This is a genomic window from Paenibacillus chitinolyticus (assembly GCF_045038035.1).
Classification (GTDB): Bacteria; Bacillota; Bacilli; order Paenibacillales; family NBRC-103111; genus Paenibacillus_F; species Paenibacillus_F chitinolyticus_A.
The window spans coordinates 1,595,077-1,614,628 of record NZ_CP173427.1 but is presented as its reverse complement, the minus strand read 5'-3'; the positions used below and the strand labels follow the sequence as shown (position 1 = coordinate 1,614,628).

General features: G+C 47.9%; 14 protein-coding genes and 1 riboswitch. All 14 genes read right to left on the bottom strand.

Annotation, left to right across the window (positions count from 1 at the left end):
- Nucleotides 1–6: 6 nt before the first annotated feature.
- The 14 genes from ACI48J_RS07390 to ACI48J_RS07325 all read right to left on the bottom strand — a co-directional run bounded on the left by ACI48J_RS07390 (nt 7) and on the right by ACI48J_RS07325 (nt 19,514).
- Nucleotides 7–903, bottom strand: a complete 897-nt coding sequence (locus tag ACI48J_RS07390) for a hypothetical protein (RefSeq protein ID WP_379276750.1) — start codon at nt 901–903, stop codon at nt 7–9.
- Nucleotides 893–3,028 (bottom strand): dynamin family protein, encoded by a 2,136-nt coding sequence (locus ACI48J_RS07385; RefSeq protein WP_379276747.1) that lies wholly within the window; start codon nt 3,026–3,028, stop codon nt 893–895. Before ACI48J_RS07385 ends, ACI48J_RS07390 begins: the two co-directional genes overlap by 11 nt.
- Nucleotides 3,012–4,130, bottom strand: a complete 1,119-nt coding sequence (locus ACI48J_RS07380; RefSeq protein WP_379276745.1) for a hypothetical protein — start codon at nt 4,128–4,130, stop codon at nt 3,012–3,014. Before ACI48J_RS07380 ends, ACI48J_RS07385 begins: the two co-directional genes overlap by 17 nt.
- The gene (locus ACI48J_RS07375; protein ID WP_405082310.1) at nt 4,108–5,760 is read right to left on the bottom strand and encodes a dynamin family protein; all 1,653 of its coding nucleotides are present in this window, start codon (nt 5,758–5,760) and stop codon (nt 4,108–4,110) included. The genes ACI48J_RS07380 and ACI48J_RS07375 overlap by 23 nt, the downstream gene beginning before the upstream one ends.
- Before the next feature lie 164 nt (nt 5,761–5,924).
- On the bottom strand, nt 5,925–6,530 hold the full coding sequence (locus ACI48J_RS07370; RefSeq protein ID WP_379276741.1) for a hypothetical protein: 606 nt from the start codon (nt 6,528–6,530) through the stop codon (nt 5,925–5,927).
- A gap of 86 nt (nt 6,531–6,616) precedes the next feature.
- A riboswitch (cyclic di-GMP riboswitch) is annotated at nt 6,617–6,699 on the bottom strand.
- Between the two features lie 223 nt (nt 6,700–6,922).
- Nucleotides 6,923–7,045 (bottom strand): hypothetical protein, encoded by a 123-nt coding sequence (locus ACI48J_RS07365; RefSeq protein WP_379276739.1) that lies wholly within the window; start codon nt 7,043–7,045, stop codon nt 6,923–6,925.
- A gap of 208 nt (nt 7,046–7,253) precedes the next feature.
- Nucleotides 7,254–7,547: a transposase gene (locus ACI48J_RS07360; RefSeq protein WP_405082309.1), complete on the bottom strand. Its 294-nt coding sequence runs from the start codon at nt 7,545–7,547 to the stop codon at nt 7,254–7,256.
- A gap of 154 nt (nt 7,548–7,701) precedes the next feature.
- Nucleotides 7,702–9,195 carry a DUF2357 domain-containing protein gene (locus tag ACI48J_RS07355; RefSeq protein ID WP_405082308.1) on the bottom strand — a complete coding sequence of 498 codons (1,494 nt, stop codon included), beginning with the start codon at nt 9,193–9,195 and terminating at the stop codon, nt 7,702–7,704.
- Nucleotides 9,170–11,431, bottom strand: a complete 2,262-nt coding sequence (locus ACI48J_RS07350) for an McrB family protein (RefSeq protein ID WP_405082307.1) — start codon at nt 11,429–11,431, stop codon at nt 9,170–9,172. The genes ACI48J_RS07355 and ACI48J_RS07350 overlap by 26 nt, the downstream gene beginning before the upstream one ends.
- A gap of 39 nt (nt 11,432–11,470) precedes the next feature.
- Entirely contained in the window at nt 11,471–12,547 is a 1,077-nt protein-coding gene (locus tag ACI48J_RS07345) for a PD-(D/E)XK nuclease family protein (protein WP_405082306.1), read from the bottom strand.
- Nucleotides 12,548–12,556: 9 nt separating this feature from the next.
- Entirely contained in the window at nt 12,557–13,807 is a 1,251-nt protein-coding gene (locus tag ACI48J_RS07340) for an HD domain-containing protein (RefSeq protein WP_379276728.1), read from the bottom strand.
- Between the two features lie 22 nt (nt 13,808–13,829).
- On the bottom strand, nt 13,830–14,015 hold the full coding sequence (locus ACI48J_RS07335; protein ID WP_209844460.1) for a hypothetical protein: 186 nt from the start codon (nt 14,013–14,015) through the stop codon (nt 13,830–13,832).
- 61 nt (nt 14,016–14,076) lie between these two features.
- Nucleotides 14,077–16,827, bottom strand: coding sequence for a DEAD/DEAH box helicase (locus ACI48J_RS07330; RefSeq protein ID WP_405082305.1), 2,751 nt, complete (start codon nt 16,825–16,827; stop codon nt 14,077–14,079).
- 2 nt (nt 16,828–16,829) lie between these two features.
- Complete coding sequence (locus tag ACI48J_RS07325; RefSeq protein ID WP_405082304.1) at nt 16,830–19,514, bottom strand: DEAD/DEAH box helicase; 2,685 nt, start codon at nt 19,512–19,514, stop codon at nt 16,830–16,832.
- Between the last annotated feature and the right edge of the window lie 38 nt (nt 19,515–19,552).

The window sequence follows — 19,552 nt, the reverse complement described above, 5'->3', positions numbered from 1 at the left end:
CAGCTCCTAAATTGCAGTTTTGCTGATATGGCGGTAGTTGCTCTCCATCTGGTCCACCAACGCGATAATAAAGCGGGCGACCTCCTGATGCCGCTGCGCCAGCACTTGCTTTATATCTGCCCCGGTAACGCCGGAAGACGCGGAAGCGGCGGCGCCTGACGAAGCGGACGGAGTTGGAGTACCCGCCGGCCTCGCCGCAGCAGATGTCCTTGGCGGCGCCTGCTGCGGCCTTGCGTTAGGGGCTCCCGATAAAGTCACATAAGTTCGCTGCTTCGGCTTCTGGCCCATCATCAGCTCGGCGGCGGTCAATAATGCAACGCCACCAATCACCATGCCGGCAGCGGCCGCTAATGCGGTTTTGCCGATGGCGAAGCCGGCGGCGGTCGCAAACGCGGCTTTGCCGATGGAGTAGCCCGTAAGACCACCCAGCAGAACACCCGTCCCTGCCGAGACAATGCGAATTCTTTGGGCCGCCATTCGGCCCGGCCCTCCGCTCACCCTGGGGCGATATTGCGGCGCATTTTTATATTCAAAATGCCCCCTCTGTGCCGAGGCGCCGGTATAAACGGGACCGCTCCGCGGCGGCTCCGTTGCGCGCTCAGGCTCCGCCGCACGCGGCGGCTGACATACGCAGGTGTTCACTTCCTGCTTCGGCAGCATTCTCCGGAAGCGTTCGTACAACGCGCCGCCCTCTTCGCGGCCAAATTGCTGCTCCAGCTGCTCTCTGACCTCATAGCTGATCTCGTCGACCACACCCTGAATGTATCGGTTCACATCCGCCGCCTCATCCTCGAAAATGACCGAATAAGACGAGACCGGCCGATCTTTGAACTGTCCTTCGAAATAACGGTAAAAGTCCGCCAGGTAGGCACGGATATTGCTTTTATACGCGTCAAACTGCATGCTCCAGTACCTCCTCTTCGGCTTCCAGACTCTCCATCTGGCTCGCGATTGCCGCAAGCTTATCCTCGCACTCTTTAATGCGTCGGCGATTGCCTTCCATCACCTGCTCCAACGAGGTTTCCTTGCCCAAAAGCTCATGGTTCATAGACTCGATCATCCGGGTGCGCCAAGCCTGATAAGATTGAATACGCTCCTGAACCTTCTGCTGGAATGCATTGATTACCTTCCGCAAATTATCGGATACGGTTTTCGCGATCAGATTCGCTTCCTTGCGGAACTCCTCCGCCGCTTCATTAGTGAGCTTTCTCACCATTTCCGTAATGTCCCTGCGGAACGCCGAATCGTCGAAAACGCGCTCCTGCTCCTGGGCTCCGACCCAAGACTTGATCCAGTTCCACAGCCCGGGCTTGTCTACGTAGTCCACGTGCCTTGACGCCGTCTTATCGATGTCCTTCTTAAGCTTGTCCGACAAACTCACCAAGGTTCGGGAAAACTCGTTTTCTAGGTTTTTCTCAAGCTGCTTGATGAGGAGCTCGACGTTAAAAAACGAATTCGTGTCCAGCTGATTGTCCTTCAGGTCCAGCTTCTGCTGATAGCCCTGCTGAACGGCGTTTTCGAAATATTCGAAGTAATTGCCTAGCTTCATTCCGGTCTGGGCGATTTTTCCGCTGATGGCATCGAACGAGCTTTTGATCAGCTGCTTTTTGGCGACAGCGATTCGATCGTTCATGCGGTCCGCGACTTCCCCGACGATGGTTTTGGCGTTATGTTCCGTCAAATATCCTTTGCGGCCGTCCCAGAACCTGCCGATATCGTAGCTGAGCTCGTCGATCAGCCTCGGCACGAACGTGTCGCGCACCTCTCGCGTGACCGCCTCCAAACCGCCGCCGCCGGCGGTGCCGCCGATCAGCTCCTCGCGTATGGTCCGCTCCACATTTTTCGACAGCTCCGCGTTCAGATCCCCGATAAACTTTTTAAGCTCCTCCAGCCTTTGGATATAAATCTCCCGGTCCTGCTTAAGCACATTTTCGACGAGCTGGATTTCTTCCATCCGGTCGGAAATTTGTCTTTCGTATATACCCTGAATGCACTGAATGACGTCCTCGATTAAAAAATTGTTCTTCTGCTCCAAATATTCCGCCAGCGCCGCCTCCACCTCCGAAAAGCGGCTCAATTCAAAGATCGTTTGGATTTGCTCCGCCCCGAGCTGACGCCCGGATATCAGGAAGCCTTCCTCGTCGCGGTACCGGATATTTTGATCGCGCTGCAACGTAGAAAGCTCAATTTCATTTTGGAAGTACATTCGGGACACCAGTGCAAAATACGAGGAGACCTCATAAATTTGCGGATGGGGCAGCAGAGGCTGGAGCACCTCGAGCAGGTCCGACTTCGCATCCTCCAGTTGCTTTGGACTAAACTGGTCGATCTTATTGAGAATAAAAAAGATATGCCGGCCATCTTTCTCCAGATTGCTGTTCTTTGCATCCTCCACCCGCTGGTTGATGACCTCCTGAAAGTGCTTCTCCCCCACACTGTCCGGCTCAATCAGAAACAATACGGCATTCACCGTAGGCAAAATTCTCTGCGTGATCGCTTCATGCTCCTCGTGACGCGCGAACAATCCCGGAGTGTCCACGATCTCGACCCCGCCTTTGCATAAAGGAAGATTCCAATATACATCGACGTTTTGAATCGTATCCTCCACCCGTTCGATAATTTCTTCCCCGTCCTCCCCACGGTTTACGGCCGTCTTCCTCTTCAGCAGCATACGCAGCTCTTCGGGGGCGAGAGTCTCCCCCTCGGAAGGCAGTACCTCTACGTGCCCATCCATATAATGAATTTCAATACGGGGATTCTCGGCATACTTCAGCGTCGTGATAGTAGCCGTTTCGGCGCGAACGTCCATGGACAATAGGTCCGTACCGATCAATCCGTTAATAAAGGTCGATTTGCCTGCGGAGAAGGGCGCCACGAGAGCTATCCGGAACGTTTCCTCCTCCAGCTTGGACATGCTTTCGAGAAGTCCGGACTCCTCAAGCGCCTCTCGTCCCAGCTTAACGTCTTCCATGGTCTCCCGCGCCAATTTAAGCGATTGTTCTTTTCTGATTTTAAATTGCTGCAGCATGAGCAAGCCTCCCGTTCGTAATATAAGAAATGAGTTCGTCGATACCGCTTTCCCTGAAGAGCGCTTTGTTCCAATCGGCGACGTAAGCTTTATTTCGCGGAAACCCGTAGCTGTCCGTGATCACAATAAAGGGGTCTCGGGCAAGTTCGGCCGCCGTTTTGGCCCCCGCCGCCAGCGAGTCCATCCATTCCAAATAGCTGCTGCTTACCGGAAACACTCGAATTTGGGGAAAACGCTTGGCCGCATCCTGTACGAGCTCCGCCATTTCCCATACATTGCGCTCGTTTCCTCCGTCTATTAATAAGACCGGACTTGGGCAGTCCGTCGTGAACCCATCCAGGGCGGAATCCCATTCATCATATCTCGTGTAGATAAGAATATGATCTTCCTTGGTGACGTACCGGCTAAGCTTGTCTGGCTCTCGCACCTCGTGAAACACGATGTCCGATGAGTGGCGGTTCATGCGTTCAATCCACCCCGTATCCGTCCGGCATACGTACACATGGTGCTTGCCGGGGGCTCTTCGAGCGGTAACCTCCGGAGCCTGCAGGAACTGCTGCGTCACCCGCTCGAGCAGCTTGACAACCTGGGAATAGCCGAGAAGCCGTTCCTTTTGGCCGCTTTCCACGAGCTGACTAGCCGAGAGAAATGCCTGCTGCGCTTCGTCCCATAAAGCAAAGCCGGTATCCGCGAGCTGGGTCCCAGCTTGAAGTGCGTCCCGATATACCGCAAACGCCCGTAGGGACGCCCACATCCATTGCGGCTGGTTGTACAGCTTGCCCAGCTCCGCGGAGAGCTCTCTTTGCACCGACTCCGCATCATCGGGCGATAGCCGATCGGAATCGTTCAGCACAAAGAGCATGCTTTCCGGATTGGCCCCGGCCTCATGCTGCCTCTTAACGTGACGCAGCAGATGAGCGCTAGGCGTTCGTGAGGCGTTCAGGAGATATATGGAGGCGAACTCCTCGGAGTGATTGACTTCGTCCTCCAGCCCGCATATACGAACCGAGGAGAATTGCCCCCACAGCTGCATATGCGCATTGATTACGTGCTGTATTTCATCCCGATAACGTACGGTATCATAGAATATGATTAAGTTCATCCTGCCTTCTCCGTTCCAGCATATGTTTTGTCTTGCTGCGTATGTATCGTTCCAGCCTGGTCAGACCGCTGAAATCCAGCATTGCGGGCAGATGCTCCTTCGTTAACGTACGGCCGGAGTAGATCTGCTCTCCTATTTGTGCATATATGTATTGATCCTTTTGCAGCTGCTCCAGCGGGACAACGCCCTTCTGAGCCAGTCTCGCCATCAGCGCCAAATAACCGGATACGGTAAATATCGGCACACTCTGCAGCCTGTCGGGAAGTGATGCTCGCAAATCTTCGGTCAGCTTCTCCGCATCATCCGGGTACAAATCCATCTTTCCGATCACAAAGAGGCACCGACTCTCCCTGCCTTGGCTGTACTTATAGATCTTCTCGCCGTAATGGGAGTGTCCAACTTTTTTCGGATCGATCAGGAACAGAATCAGGTCGAGCTCAGGGATCACCTGATCCGTGATTTTGTCATGATGTGCGTGTCTCCCGAACAGGCCCGGTGTATCCACCCACTCGATATGCTCATTCAGCTCGCTCATCGGGAGAGCGGCATGAACCCGGTCGATACCGTCGCCATGCTCGCGAACGCTGGTATGCTCATGCAAAAACTGCCTCATCGGTTCCAATGAATCGAATACCCGCGCGACAGATGACTGGTTTTGCTCCAGCATTAAGGTGTAGCGATGACCCCGTGTGATGTGAGTAATATTGGCGGTCTCAGCCCGAATATCGTCCTTCAGCAGCGAAAATCCCAAGAAAGCATTTAATAGCGTGGACTTGCCGTAGGAGAATGGACTAACCACCCCTACCTTCAGCTTCCCACCCTTTTTCTGCAAAAAAATCTTCATCAAGCCTTGCCGATAGCTTTCGTCGATTTCAGCGGCATTCGCGACGGCTTGCTGCAGCCCTATGATAAGAAACTCCCTCTGCTCGAACGATAACGTGTCATAAGCTCGAATCGTTTCATAAACCAAAGATGCCAGCGGGTGCCCCTCCGGCAGCCGAGCGCTCAGACGCTCCGCCGACTCTTGAGCAAATAAATCATGCCGGCGAAAGAGCGTATCGAGGCGCTCCTCCGGCAGTTTTCCCTTCAAGCGGTTCAGACGCTCCGCCGTCAGAGCCTTAAAGCTTGTCACCTCCGCCTTAAATCGTGACAGCGCTTCGTCCCAGCTTCGATTGGACCATACTTTGAGCAGCTTCACGCTGCTTGTCCCCTGCGGCAGCCTCTCCGCAAGCATCTCCAGAATGCGGGCGAACAGTCCTGAATGCTTCACATACGGCGAGAACAAAGCCTTCATAGGAGTGAGACGTCCTTCCTCCCCGTGAGAGACAAATATAGCCTCCGCTGACTCGTAGGACTCGTAAATAAATAAACCCAATTCACCGTCGCCCAAGGCGATATGCTCATCATTAGCTTGCATCAGCAGCTCCAGGTAGGTGATCAGCCTAATGTTCAGCTCTATTTCCTGGGCCAGCTCCTTGAACAACACGCCGTACTCCCGAATAAGAGTCATCGGCAGCACGAAAAACCGCACCTCGCTGTTCGCCGTATTAGCCGCCGCCCAGACAAGGAATTCGGAGATCACCCTTCTGCGAAGCCGTCCGGACAATCCGGCAAGCAATACGCTATCCAACCTCCCGCAGGGCCGGTTCGGCCATATTCGAGAAGCTGCCTTGGCCTCCGCCCCGAACAAGAAAGAATCGTTTATATTAGTAAACACCGCGTGAGGCACAACCGCTTCGCTGTTTCCGCATACAAACCTGACAGAGCCGGTTGAAAGAATCGTATAAGAGAATTTCATGAGGCGCCCATCCATTTCACAACGGCGTAACACAAACCTGCAGTAACCAAAACCGCAATAGCAGCAGTACCTGCTACAAATCTGCTCATCCGTTTTAATTCAACCGCCAGCGAATGATTTATCCCTTTCCTGGCATTCTCCATGGTATGCACCATATTTTGCTCGATCCGGTAAATTTGATCGCTCATCAGACTGATTTTTCGTTCCGTCATCTTCTCCTGCTGTAAGGATACTTGATCTAATCTATCTGTCAGGCTGGCCGCATTGGACTTTATGATTTGCTCCAGCTGGCTATGATTAGCCGAAGCCATAGTTCGGACATGTATAAGCTCACGGAGGATGCTGTCCTTTAGTTCGAGCAAACGATCTTCGATCAGAACTTGCAGCTCATCGAGCTTTTCTGCAACCAATTGGTGCTTCGTCTCTCCTTGAGCTTCCAGCTCTTTACGGTGCTCGAGCATCATATTCAATATATTTTCGGCATCGGAGCAAAGCCGCAGCTTGAGCTCGTCCAGCCATGCCGCTTGTTTGGCCAAATACTCGCCCGTACTCGCCAAATAATCTATCATCGTTTCCTTTTCATCTTCGCGCTGCGGAAACATTTGCTATCACATCCCGTCCCATGGTGCAAAGAAGCCCTTAGAAAAAAGTTCTAAGGGCGGCGTTCGTTGTATATATGCAACGTTATAGCTGCAGCTCGGCCATCATAGTTACCACCTTAGACCCGTAGCTTTGCGTCCTCATCTTTCGACAAGTTTGCACATGATTTCCTCTATTAGCACTACCAAAATAGGTACAATCTACTAATAATAATTATAGGAATTACCGTTTAATCTGTCAATGCATAAGTCGATCTGTCGAATGCCCGTCGATTTCAAAACCGCTTATCAGGTTGGGATGGCAGCTTTTGCAGTCTATAGTTGCTCACACAGCAGTATGAGTTATGATAGATCGTTACATCTACACCAATCTTTTAATAACTCCATAAGCTCCTTCAACCCAACAATATTTCCTTCTTCATCTGGAAATAGCTGCAGAAAATAACCGCTCCCAGTTTCTCGAATTGAGGCTTGTACCGGATCACCGGGATATACACAAACGACATCATGAACAGCATTACGCTTATACCGCCTTGTCGGCAAAGCAGTCGATCCAAGAGCAAAAAGAGCGACCGAAATGAAGAAAACAAAATACATCTGACTGAAAAACGAAGTGAATCTGAAGGCGGAACTAAAGGAACCGCTGTACCGCCTGAAGGATACCAATCTGTTAACCGGGCGTGCCTACCGGTTAAAGCTGGCTTTGCAGCTTAATCCATTTGTCGGCTATTTCAATTTTGTCCGATAAGCTGGGTTCTGCATTTTTAGCAAATCACGAAGAACAGCAACCTCCAGATCTTTTTCGCCTAAGAGCTCCTTCAGTTGTTTGTTCTCGCCCTCAAGCGAACGAAATTCCTGAGGCGATGGCGTATTAGCCGCAACCGCTTTAGACGAAGAATCGGTTGTTTTCCAATCTGTGTGTTCCGATTGCTCTATCCAATGGTACAGCATCTTGGGATTTATGTCATGTCGGCGCGCTACTTGCACAGCATTCCCGACCTCTTTCGCTTCTTGAATCACGTGCTGTTTGAACTCGATCGTAAATCGTCTCCGTTGAATAAAAAATCCCCTCCACTGGTTCTTCATCTAGCTTACTATGTTAAGTAACCTAGACTCAAATCCAATTTCGGGGCTTAAGAGTTCGTACACTTCCCCGGTCATTTCATTCTCCCAGTTATATATCCATTTCCATTATTATTTCAGCTAATTTGTTCTCCAGCTCTTGACCAATCCCGCCCGGCTTTAAGCAATAAGCTCCCATCCGATAACGCTTCCGATATGCATCTCCGAATAGGTGCGAATTTTCTTGCCCAAGTGCCGGTGTGATGATATATACTTCTTCCACAACCCTGCTGCCATCCACTTTACTTACAATTCCATCCCGATATTTATGCATCTCGCCAAGTGCCATCGGTAGGTTATAGTCAAGCCGGTATTTGGGGTCAAAAATATATAGCTTCCCCTCTGACTCGAGCACAATATCCGGCTTCATCCCATGCGTGTACGTGACGAAATCCTGGGTTGCGCTTGTAAACCACCGCTGGTACGCAAGTGTCGCTCCGCCCACAAGTTTAACTCGACTCTCTTTCTTCTCAGACAAATTCAATACCAGACCGTCCTGCTCCAGGGAAAACAGCTCGGAAGGATCCAGCAATGCTTCCTTTTCCCGGAGAATCTTAACCATCCGCATGAAAACCCAAATCTCATAAAGATGATACGTATCCTTCAGCGGAATCGAGTTTTTGAAGCCGATCGAATACTCCTTAAACTGATAAAGCTGATGAAACCAAGAAAACCAATTGCGATAGATCGGATGCTTGCGAAAAGCTTGGGAAACCACAATCGGACCGACATGCGGCTGTATTTGATGCAAAAAGGAAGACCGAAGCCAATAGTGGATACGGTCAAGATAATGCTCTGCTTTCAATCGTATGGCATCAACAGCTGCGGTTTGATATTCACGCAGAAGACGCTGTAATTCATGCAACTGTCGAAGCAGGACTTGATTCTCATATACGTTAAAGGTATCTTCCCGTACACCGGACCAAATGAGCTCCGGAACAGGAATCTCCGGACTCATGCCATAGCCTGAATGACGTTCCGACCAAGCGAGCAGAGCCGGCGTTACATGCTTCACATTTTCTCTGCGAATCCATTGATCCGTTGTTCTTAGCCTGCGAAGTGGTTCCGCTTGAATTTCTTTGAACGTTCGCTGCAAACGATAAAATGTCCGATCGATATAATCCCACTGGGCCATGGAACCTTTCCGCATAAAACCGCTGTTATCAAACTTCGATTGTACACCGCAATGCTGAAAACAAGCCGCGGCTTCTGTAAGAATATCCGAAATCATCTGCCCAAAATCGTCTTCGGTTAACTTCCGCTTATCCGAATACAAATAGGTTTCTACGGTTACACGCTTTACCTGCTCGATGGTGAATTCCAGCATGCCAGACTGGAAAGGCGCCGGCCACTCGCCTTCCCAGCCGTAATCCGTAGAGACCATTGGCAATGGCATACCATTCAATAGGAATCGGAATGGAGCATGGTATGTCGTTCTCCATCGATACGTTTTGGCCTCTTCGAAACGCATTTTCTCGATGGGAGTCCATATCCCCGTATCCGGGCACAAAAACTCAAGACTATCTCCAGAACTGGGCTGCACCATATCGATCCAGTTCTCCCTTCATACGCTGAAGATGATGAAGCGACTCCGAACCGTCACCAAACACTGCCCTCGTCCAATCTATTAAATCGCTTAGCAGGGAATCAATCCGTTCATCTCCGCGAATCTTAGGCAGTACTTTCTCAGCGATAACCCGATCTACCGCCTCCTTCTTTTCCATCCGGATATCCGGATCAAGCTCAACATTGGCGTAAAGTTTACGGAGCATCTCATTCATCGTTCTATACCCGAAATGAAGGTCATATCGTCTTAATTTACGATGGAGCTCCTGTAGCAGCTCCCATTCCTCCTGTAAGGCAGTTTTATACTTGGACTCTGCCTGAACCCAGAACTGATCCAGATCGACATCCGACAATGTCATGACGAAGGCTCTGTCCAACACTTTATCCGAGATGCTGTGCGTCGTCTCATCCACGTTGATCGTGCCTATTACATAGAGGTTGTGAGGGATATGTAGCTCCTGCGGAACATCTGTAATATGGCTTTCCGTATGCAGACGAATCGGCTGTCTCGATTCAATGGCACTTAAGTAGTCACTCAGATAGTATTCGACGCGGGCCAGATTCATCTCGTCCAGCACAATGAACATCGGTTTTCCTTCCTGGATGGCTTGAAGCACGGCGTTCAGGAATGGCGTCCGAACATATCTTTTTTCCAAAGCGCTGTAATAACCGAATAAAGACGTAGAATCGGTCCAATCCGGCCGAACCGGAATGACTTTCAAATACGGATTCATCGCGTCGTACGTTTTGCCGTATACCGCGTTTGCATAGAGCAAGCAAAGTCTTGTTTTCCCCGTACCGGATATCCCGTTCAGGATGACAAAATGTTTGTCTTCCAGGCTCGTCAGGTTCAAATGGAAATCCCGAACAATAGCGTCCGGATATGTGAAGGGACTCTCGCGTACATTGGATAAGATGGCGCTCAGGTTAAAATCGTGCTGAAAACCCTCTTCCATTTCATCCTCTTCCTCAGCATGAGGTTCATGATCCTGAATGAATGGCTCTGGTGGATCTTTGGGAAGATGGATCATTCCTGTACAATCTGCGAATAGTGCAGCAGCTGTGATCAACCTGCTCTTCACATTTTCGATTGGCTCCGTAAACAGCAGCTTCTCATTATCCCAAGCACCAACAATAAACGAATTCCCATCAAGCTGAAACCCGTGCTTCACTAATTCTTCAAGTGATTTCGTTTGATATTCTTTGTTATGACTAGATGAGTATTGATCTTTACCTCGGAACTTAAAGCTTTTCGTTATCGCCCACTGAATAAGTCCATTTCCATGTAAGTTGCGAAGATTATAGAAGAGATGCCCATATCCGTTGACAAACACGCCGATCGCTTCATTGGGTTCCCGCAAGTAGTTTTCTAACATCCCATCCGTTACCAATTGGCCTTTATCATAGATCCCGAATTTTTGCCGGCGTTGGTTAGGTTTGATTTGATTCACTTGATCGAACTTAACAACATATTCTTTGCCATGGAGAGTGAGCTTGATATCCTCAGCATGAGAATTGAACTGTTCCAATATCGTTAAAGATAGTGCATGGTTAGCAGCCTCATTACGTATAAATTTTCTTATTGGTTCAAGCAAATTCCAAGTGTCCCATATCACATCAACTAGTTCATCCATTGGCGGGATCTGATCAAAATCAATTAATGTCCCAAAATAAATCCATGGACGCCGCTTCTCATTTGCACATTTTTGGACATAGGGAATCAAGTCTGATTTGTTTATCATCACTTCGTCTTTATCGCTAACATAAATACTTACACGATCCGAAAGTGAATCTAGGATCTCGCTAAGTTCATCTACGTTTCGCTGAGTCCGCACTGCCTCCCAGAAAGGATAGAAATTGCTGGACAATATAATTTTCAACTTTCGATCTGCTCCGTTTAACGATAGCATTAAAGCGGAGTACTCGGATTGAAAGAAGCTTTTGTCCATGAATTCAACAAATGCTTTTTTGCCAATATCAGAATTCTGTTTGCTTGCCGCATATTTCGGATTCCTGGCATCATGCATCGTTGTACGAAGCGTAGCTTCGTACGTGTGCACATGGTAATCGAGCAATTCCGGGGCGGCATTCGCATATTTGTTTTTGAACTGGTCCATAAGTTGACGAAGCACGGGTTGGACTTCATCCAGCACACGTTGACAACGCAGTGATGTTTCGGGAATATTCAAAGCTTCTTCAATTTGGGTAATGTTCATGGTTGCCTCCAGGTCTTTCTGCTTTTCTATTGCGAGCAGTTATTTCCAGTGCAAGTCCGGATGATTAATCTTGATCTCTTGAAGCTCATTTAATTTATCAAGGAAGAACTTTTGAATTTCGTAAATGTGATCCTCATGATGAAGAAAATCGACTAGCCTACGGCCACAAGTAATCCCTTGCCATTCTGCGTCAGTGTTTAGATTGAAAGTTTCCCAGCTCGAATGTGCAGCAATAAAGTTCTGTAAGGCAGCTACTACTTTAGAAACGTCTGAGCAGCGTCGTGGACAGAATTCGTAAACAACGGAAACAATGGGGTAATCGTCATCTGTTAAATAAAAACCTACAGCCACCTCTGTGGCTCGCCCCTCCTGCTCGCTAGCTTTAACGTACCGTCTCATATACTTCAACTGGGTATAACGGTTATTTTGCTGAAGCGCCTTTCCGAAATATTTTGCCATTATTCCGTCTACTACTCCATCCATGCACTCGTCCATCATTCGTTGTAGCCGATTCATGTTTTGAATAGCATATACGTCAACTGGTGTGAACTGCCGATTATCTTCCAATCCGATCTCCCCCATATAATCCAAAACTTTGGACGCATAGCTATTCTTCGAATCCAACTGCTTAATCCACTTGAAAATGTGAAACCACCGCAACTGCCTGAAAACTATGTTTTTGTGATTCGCTAATACGAGCGAAGCATCCTTTTCATCAGAATATTGGGTTAAATAAAACAGATAACATTTTGTTCCTTGACTAGTGAGTACGCTGAGGTGATCCTCGTATCTAGAGAGCTGATCCGTTCCTTCCTGAGAGCCTAGCTTGCTTTCGATGAACAATACATATGGTTTCTGTCCTTCATAAAATCGTATCACCATATCCGGGCGGCTATCCATCTGATGATGAGGCAAAGCCGGAAACATCACCTGTGTTTGAATGGATGAATGCTTCACTTCCTGCACCGGTATTTCTAATACATTCTCGAGAAAATCACTCATCGTCTCCTGATCACAGAGAAGTTCGGCGAACACTTCAGTTAAGAAGTCCTCGTGAGGATGACTATTACTGTTATTCAACACCCGAAATAGTCGGGAAAATACGCTCTTCATCATACGCTCCTTCTATAAAATTCCACGATCCATGTTTCTCTTGAAATGCAGATACACTTCGGACGGATACATATTGAGCAACTGCTTTAGAGCAGTACTGAAACCAATCAGAATCATGGGACCCTCGCTGTTCGATTGGAATTCGATACCACGCATCTGCAGATATGCTGCCATTGTAGAAAAATCCTCACTGTTGATCAGTTCAACAGAGTAAGCTTTCGTATGGATTGTGTCCATCAGATCCGATGCACCAAGACGTTTGAATTGGAGTTCACGATCCTTGATCGACTCCGGGTTCCCGTAGGCCGTTTCGAATGCGAGGTCTATGAATTTACGATTCCTTCTCAACTTCTTCCATTCTGCGTTTAACAATGTCGGACCAAATACTTCTTCGACTGCGTCTTGAAGGTCGTCTAATAATTCAAAGCGAGAAGCGTAGCCTAGGCTTTCTACCAAACCTCGGTAATACCACTCCTGACTCTCCCGTCCGCGTTTAAACCTTTTCCAAGCGTCCTCCCCGTGTACCTTCAAATCCCTCTGAATTGAACGTATATTATGCAGCTTATCTGCGCAAGACACCTGCCGAATTGGTAATGAAGCGTGTTTAAGTTCATCGAGCGTATGCTGTTTTCTCTCTTCCCAAGACGCCCCTTTGTCCGGTTCCGAGCAGCCTTTGACAATTTCTAGCACCACTGGCCCGAACCGCTCAAGCAAGTCTCTTTCCGTCGTTTCGGTATCTTCAAGCGTATCGTGTAAAATCCCAGCAGCTACGACTTCCTCTGAACACCCTGCCTTCTGCAAAATCATTCCTACAGCATAAGGGTGACTAATATAAGGGATATTGGTGCCTTTACGCCTCTGACCCTGGTGCGCGTAAGCGGCATACTCGATAGCTTGGTCGACAAGGGATGGTAACCGTGCTTCATTTTCCTTTACATGATCTCTGATCGCGTTGATTAACTTTTTTATGAATGCTTTGTCCTTAGGGGCCAGATCCCATTCTCCGGAATGACGCCACATTCTATGCAACGCAAACAAACATGCCCGTAACTCTGAAAGATTGAGTTCGCTAGGAAGGCGCTTATTGGTATTATAGTATTCGGCAACCGTAGCATGCAGGTTGACTAATTCGTCAGCGTCACTTTTAAAGTAGTCGTAACCATCGAATGTGAGAGCAAATTCTGCCCATCTTTGCCATACTTCCTTGGTCCGAGTTGAAGGGATATTCCATAATCTTAAGTTTGCATTGGTAATTTCAACCATTTAAATTCTCTCCCTATATAGATCATTCGTAAGGATTAGATCGTAACGTCATTCCCGGATTAACCAGCGAAAGCATATATTGATGTTCTTCAAATGTTTCGTTCAACCTGGACAACAACGTTGCATCCAATTCAATAGGAATTGCCTGGCCATCTTCAAACACACAAAGAGGAACGGCACCTTCTAAGATCGGGAATGCAGATTCCATTCGAATATCCTCATTCCAGAAAGTTAATGTATCTCGACAGAAGAATGGCTCCAAGCTCCCTTTATCCGAAAGATTTTCGTAAATGGTTGATTACCAATAAGGCCCCAGCCTTATGCAGCGGCTCATTCTGCTTCTCACAATGAAACAGCTGTATGCAGGATGGACAACCTTCCGAACAACCACAGCTGCTAATGATTTGTCGAGCTTTTTCCAAGAGGACCCCGAACTTTTCAGCGACGACCTCGACTATACCCGAACCGCCTCCTGCTTGGCTGTCGTAGAAAAACATTCCGGGCATTCCAAACAAGGCTGAGCCAGAATAAAAAGAAGTGTGCTGAAAATCAGCCATACTGCACCTTACAACGGCCGGTATCGCCGAAGCTATGGCATGTTCGACTGCGTGAAGGCTTCCCTCAACCAAAGTCTCCAAGTCAATGGATTCGTGATTCTGCACATCCTTGAGCAGACCTCTAAGTTCATCCCTTCCTTGGTGGTCCCACATCAGCCAAAACGCCTCGGTTTGAAAACTGACAGGATATGTGTTTGTTAATTGCACGGTTTCGGGAGGCGTTGCGCCGTGGTTGTAGATTTTTTTGTAGCCAAATGTGCTTCGTTTTACGATGATGCTTCCAAGATTGGATTTGATCGCCGCGTCACTTATCAGAGGATTGGTAACATCATGGATTTCAATGCTATCACGAACAATTCCGCGAGTATGATAATCCGTTCTTACTGGCTCTACAACCACTTTGCGTTGCTTGTTATTGACCCACTTGACCTTATAGAAGGTACGATTGTCAGGTCCCAGAAATACGGCGTCTACATGATAATCTCGAATCAAGGAACGTCCGTCCACACTTTGAAATAGGATGTCCTCATTCCACCCGTTCTTGGTTACAACCGTATAGGTATCGCCCATAGTGAACAAAGTTTGATACCGGGGTGTTTCTCCTTGATAGTGTAGTTTCCCTTCAATCTGCTGCCACTGGTCGCTTGCTTCCGCAACCACCTTGCGAAGCGCCGAAGAGCGAACATAATTCATAGCATTCGTCAACGTTCCTCCCAGTTCGTGAGCTGCGTATGCGAGATGCTCCTTTAATAGCTTGGGATTCGTTGTATTGATTGCCGCTGATTCAGGCGAAAGCGTAAAGAATTCTTCAGGGTTGCGGGCAAAGTATTGCTGCAATGGCTCTTCCTGAACCATCATAATTACCACACCGTCTCTGCTGCGCCCCACACGACCAGCCTGCTGCCAAAAGGAGGCCTGAGAACCTGGATACCCCAACAATATACATACATCCAGACACTTCACATCAATTCCGACCTCTAGGGCGCTAGTAGTGACCACTCCAAGGATCTCGCCTTGCTCAAGTTTTTGTATAGTTCGTTCTTTAACTTCTTGCGTGAGGTATGCATGGTACGGCAGAAAAAACTCATGTGGTTCGTCTGCCGAAAGCCCGCCATGATCATGAAGATGGCTGCGCAAGATCATGTTTAATTCACGACTTAAAAGCTGGGCTTGCTGGCGGTTGCTTGTGAAAATGATACTTCTTGGCCATCTTCCATCCTTGTAGATCGTGCGCAGAATTTCATAGAGATCGGAAACAACAGCCCTTTTCTTCTGCTCATCGTCTGATAAGCCAGGATTCCACATCAAAATCGCTTTCTTCTTTACTGGCGCTTGTACACCCGATATTTCATGAAATCCTTTCAGTCCACGCATTCCTGTTAATTCTTCAGCTAGATAATTTGGATTAGCAATGGTAGCCGAGCAGGCAATAAACTGGACGTTTTTATTCCCCAACCTGTCACATAACATTCTTAATCTGCGAAGGACCAAAGAAACCTTTGAACCTAACAAGCCTGAGTATTGATGAAGCTCATCAATAACAACAAACCGAAGATTTTGCAGAAAGCGCAACAGCCCAAGGCCTTTCCCCTTAGGTGAACTTGCACCTTGAAGAATTAAGTGCAGATAGTGAACGTTGGTCAGCCAATAGCGCCCCTCAGAGAACACGAAGCTAGACGCCTGATCTTTTCTCATATGCTCTGGAACGTTCCGTTGCCCATGAAGAAGTCCAACAGATATTTGTTGCCCATTCACAGTGAATCGCGAAAATCCATTAAGCGAAATTTTATTTCCCTGCTCTCCTATATCATCGGCCCATTGTTTCAAATGGGTAAACTGATCTTCGACCAATGCTTTGAACGGAGCCAAATATAGCGCACATGCATCCGGATCAAATACCAATTTTTCCATGATGGGAACATTGTAAGCCAATGATTTTCCCGATGCGGTTTTCGTACAGAGAACGACATTGCGTCCTTCCCGGATGTTCTGTATGGCTTCTCCTTGATGCTCATACAGCTTATTGATCCCCAGAGAATGAAGCTTCCGTTGCAGCCAACTGGGCATAAGGATTTGTTCAGCATAAGCGCCTTGATTGGCGTCAATTTGATGTACATGTACGTCGCTTCGGATACGTTTTCCGACTTCAAGCAAGTTCTGGACGAGCATATCACTATCGAATGCTTGTTGCACGGGAAGTCTTCGGTCTGAGATCATTTCCATTTCTTCCGGTGTCAACATCCCGTCCAAGATTGAACATCCATCATGCGTACAATAAACGCCAGCTTGTTTGTTTATATAGGACTCCATATCGGGTTCAAGGGAGCGCCACTCCGAAATTCGAATCCCGTTTGCCCGTTGATGGATATAACGGTAATATCCTTTCGGATCAGCTTTATAACCGGTTTGGACAAAATCTCCATATGGCCGTTGCCCCCCACAAGCAGAGCAGATTACAGGCATTCTTAATCGCTCCCTTCAATCAGTATCTTCAGCAGCATTATGGCTCCAGATTTGAACAATTCAATATTTCCTTTACCAGGGAGCTGCACGCAACTAGGACATCCTTCGGAACAAGGGCAGCTTTCAATAAGTTCAAGCGCTTTTCGTAGCACATGAGGGAGTTTTTCGTAAATCGCCTCGATGGTTCCGAGACCGGACCCGTTCTCGCCATAGAAGCCGATAACAGGTCGATTCGCAAAAGCCGTCATTGCACTCGCCGAAAAACCTGTAAAGTCATTCGCGTCACAAATAATGAGGTCAGGAATAACGGAAGTCATAGCGTGACCTGCAGCGTGAAGAGAGCCTTCGGCCAACAGATCAAGGGGTCTGCTTTCATCTACCCATTCCTGGATGTTATTCCTCAAGTGACCCCATTGGGAATCCGTCAATGTAACCCACATTCCTTCGGGAGAAAATCGGGTGACGGACGGATGATCCAATTGAACCTGCTCCGATTCATGCTTCTGTCCGAAGTAAACTTTTTTATAACCGAAGACGCTCCGCTTGATCTCCAGTTCACCATAGGTCATATCGATTCCTTCGATATTTTGCTTCTGATAAGTTTGCATAATGTCGATAGCATCACGATAAGTAGATTGAGTGTAATAGGTTAGTTCCTGAATAGGCAATACAATAATTTCACCTTTTCTGCGATTGATAGAGTCTACTCGATAGCCTTTCTCTCCAGGAGTCCAATAGATCGCGCCTTCATGGAAGTCACGAAGAGCACTCCATTCATCCAGACCGTCAACGATCGTTTGATCCTGCCCCCGAATGGTGACGCTGTAGTTTTGCCCGGAGATGGATCGAAGGCTAAACTTTTTATCAACGATTTCCTCTTGATTCGCTGATGCGGCAACTTGGAGAACAGTCTCGATATAGTCTTCAACTAACCCGGGGAACATGTTCTTCAAGTCTTCCTTCGTGACTTCTCTCCCTAGCTCTTCTCTCAGTAGAGGAATATGCAAAGCCAACAACTTGTAATTTGTTGGATTAATTCGAACGACTTCCGGAGCCTTGTGAATAAACTCCAGTGGGTTTCGCATGTAATACTGCTGAAGCGGTTCGTCCTGCAGGATCAAGACAGCGACTCCCTCGCCTTTGCGGCCTACGCGCCCAATCTGTTGGGAGAATGCCGCTTTCGATCCGGGATAACCAACAAGAACGGCGAGACTCAGATCACCGATATCAATCCCGACTTCAAGGGCATTGGTCGTAATAATGACATGAATATCGTGGGACTTGAGCCGCTCAATAATTCGTTTCCGGGTATCATTCGGTAGGATTCCAGTATAAAAAGCCGCGAGTTTCTCTCCGTTCACTTTCTCCTTAGGTAGTCGGAGAGGCTGGCGCAATACGTCTTTGATATAACGGGTAAAGACCATCGTCTGGCTGCGAGAAGGCTGAAAAATAATACTCTTAATCACCTTCTGATCCACAGTCATAATTTGTTTCGCCATCGTAATCGCATCGGTAGAAGGCGCGCGGCGGACTTGTTCGTCGGCAGACATGCCAGGATTCCAGAGGACGATTCCCTTCTTCTGATGGGCGGAACCATCTGTATTGATGAGGGTAAAGCCACTTAGCCCCGTAAGATCCTCTGCTAATCTAGCAGGGTTTTCAATCGTTGCTGAGCTCGTGATAATCTGGATATTGTGTGCATTACCAAGTTCTCGGCAAACCTTAAGCAGACGTCTGAGTACTAATGCGACATGACTTCCGAATGTGCCGCGGTACATATGCATCTCATCAAGCACAATAAATTTGAGATTCCGCAGATAATTTCGAATGTGGTGCGCGGTCGCATACTTCACCTTCTGAACTTGCCCGAGAATGGAGTAATGAATCATATCCGGATTCGTCATCCATACCTGTGCTTTTTCCATGATTCGCTGCCGCGGCCCATTCTCGGTATCCCCATCCAGCCGGCCAATATGAATCAGACGATCTCCCAAATGCAACTGGGTCTCAAACCACTCATCCAGGGAAGAAGGATTCTCCGTCAGTTGCAAGCCAAAACGCCTAATTTGATCTAACTGATCATTTGCTAACGCTTTTGTTGGAAATATGTATAACGCACGTTCTTCGGGATGGTTATATAAACGACTAAGAATCGGCAGGTTATAGGACAACGTCTTTCCGGATGACGTTGAAGTGACCAAGACAACATTAGAACCAGAATGGACTGCATCGGCCGTTTCTGCTTGGTGTGAATATAACTGCTTAATTCCCATTCGATATAAGGCGTCCTTAATGGGCTCCGGTGTAGATTCAGGAATATTTGCAAAAGTTGCCTCTTTGGCAGGAAGTGTATGTACATAAATCTCAGCGGCCTCTTCCTCGCCCAACTTCTTCAGCTTATCCAGTACATCTTCTGATGAAAATTCATGACTTACGACGCCAGGAATTCGGTTATCCTCACATAGTACAAATTCTTCTTTCTCTAGAGGAACGATAGCAAAACAAGACGGACAGTAAATTCCTTCTGCGAATCCTCGGAGGTTTTCAATTACGGGAGTCCAGTCTGAGCATTTAATCCCGGTTGGCGAATATTCAAGTAATCGTTGCTCCCCAACTTGGCTGATTTTATTGGAAATTTGAATTGCCTTTAGCATATTGGTGCATTCCGAGCATTTCAGAAATGCCATTCCTAATCCCTCCAACGCTAATGTCTGCTGATCATATT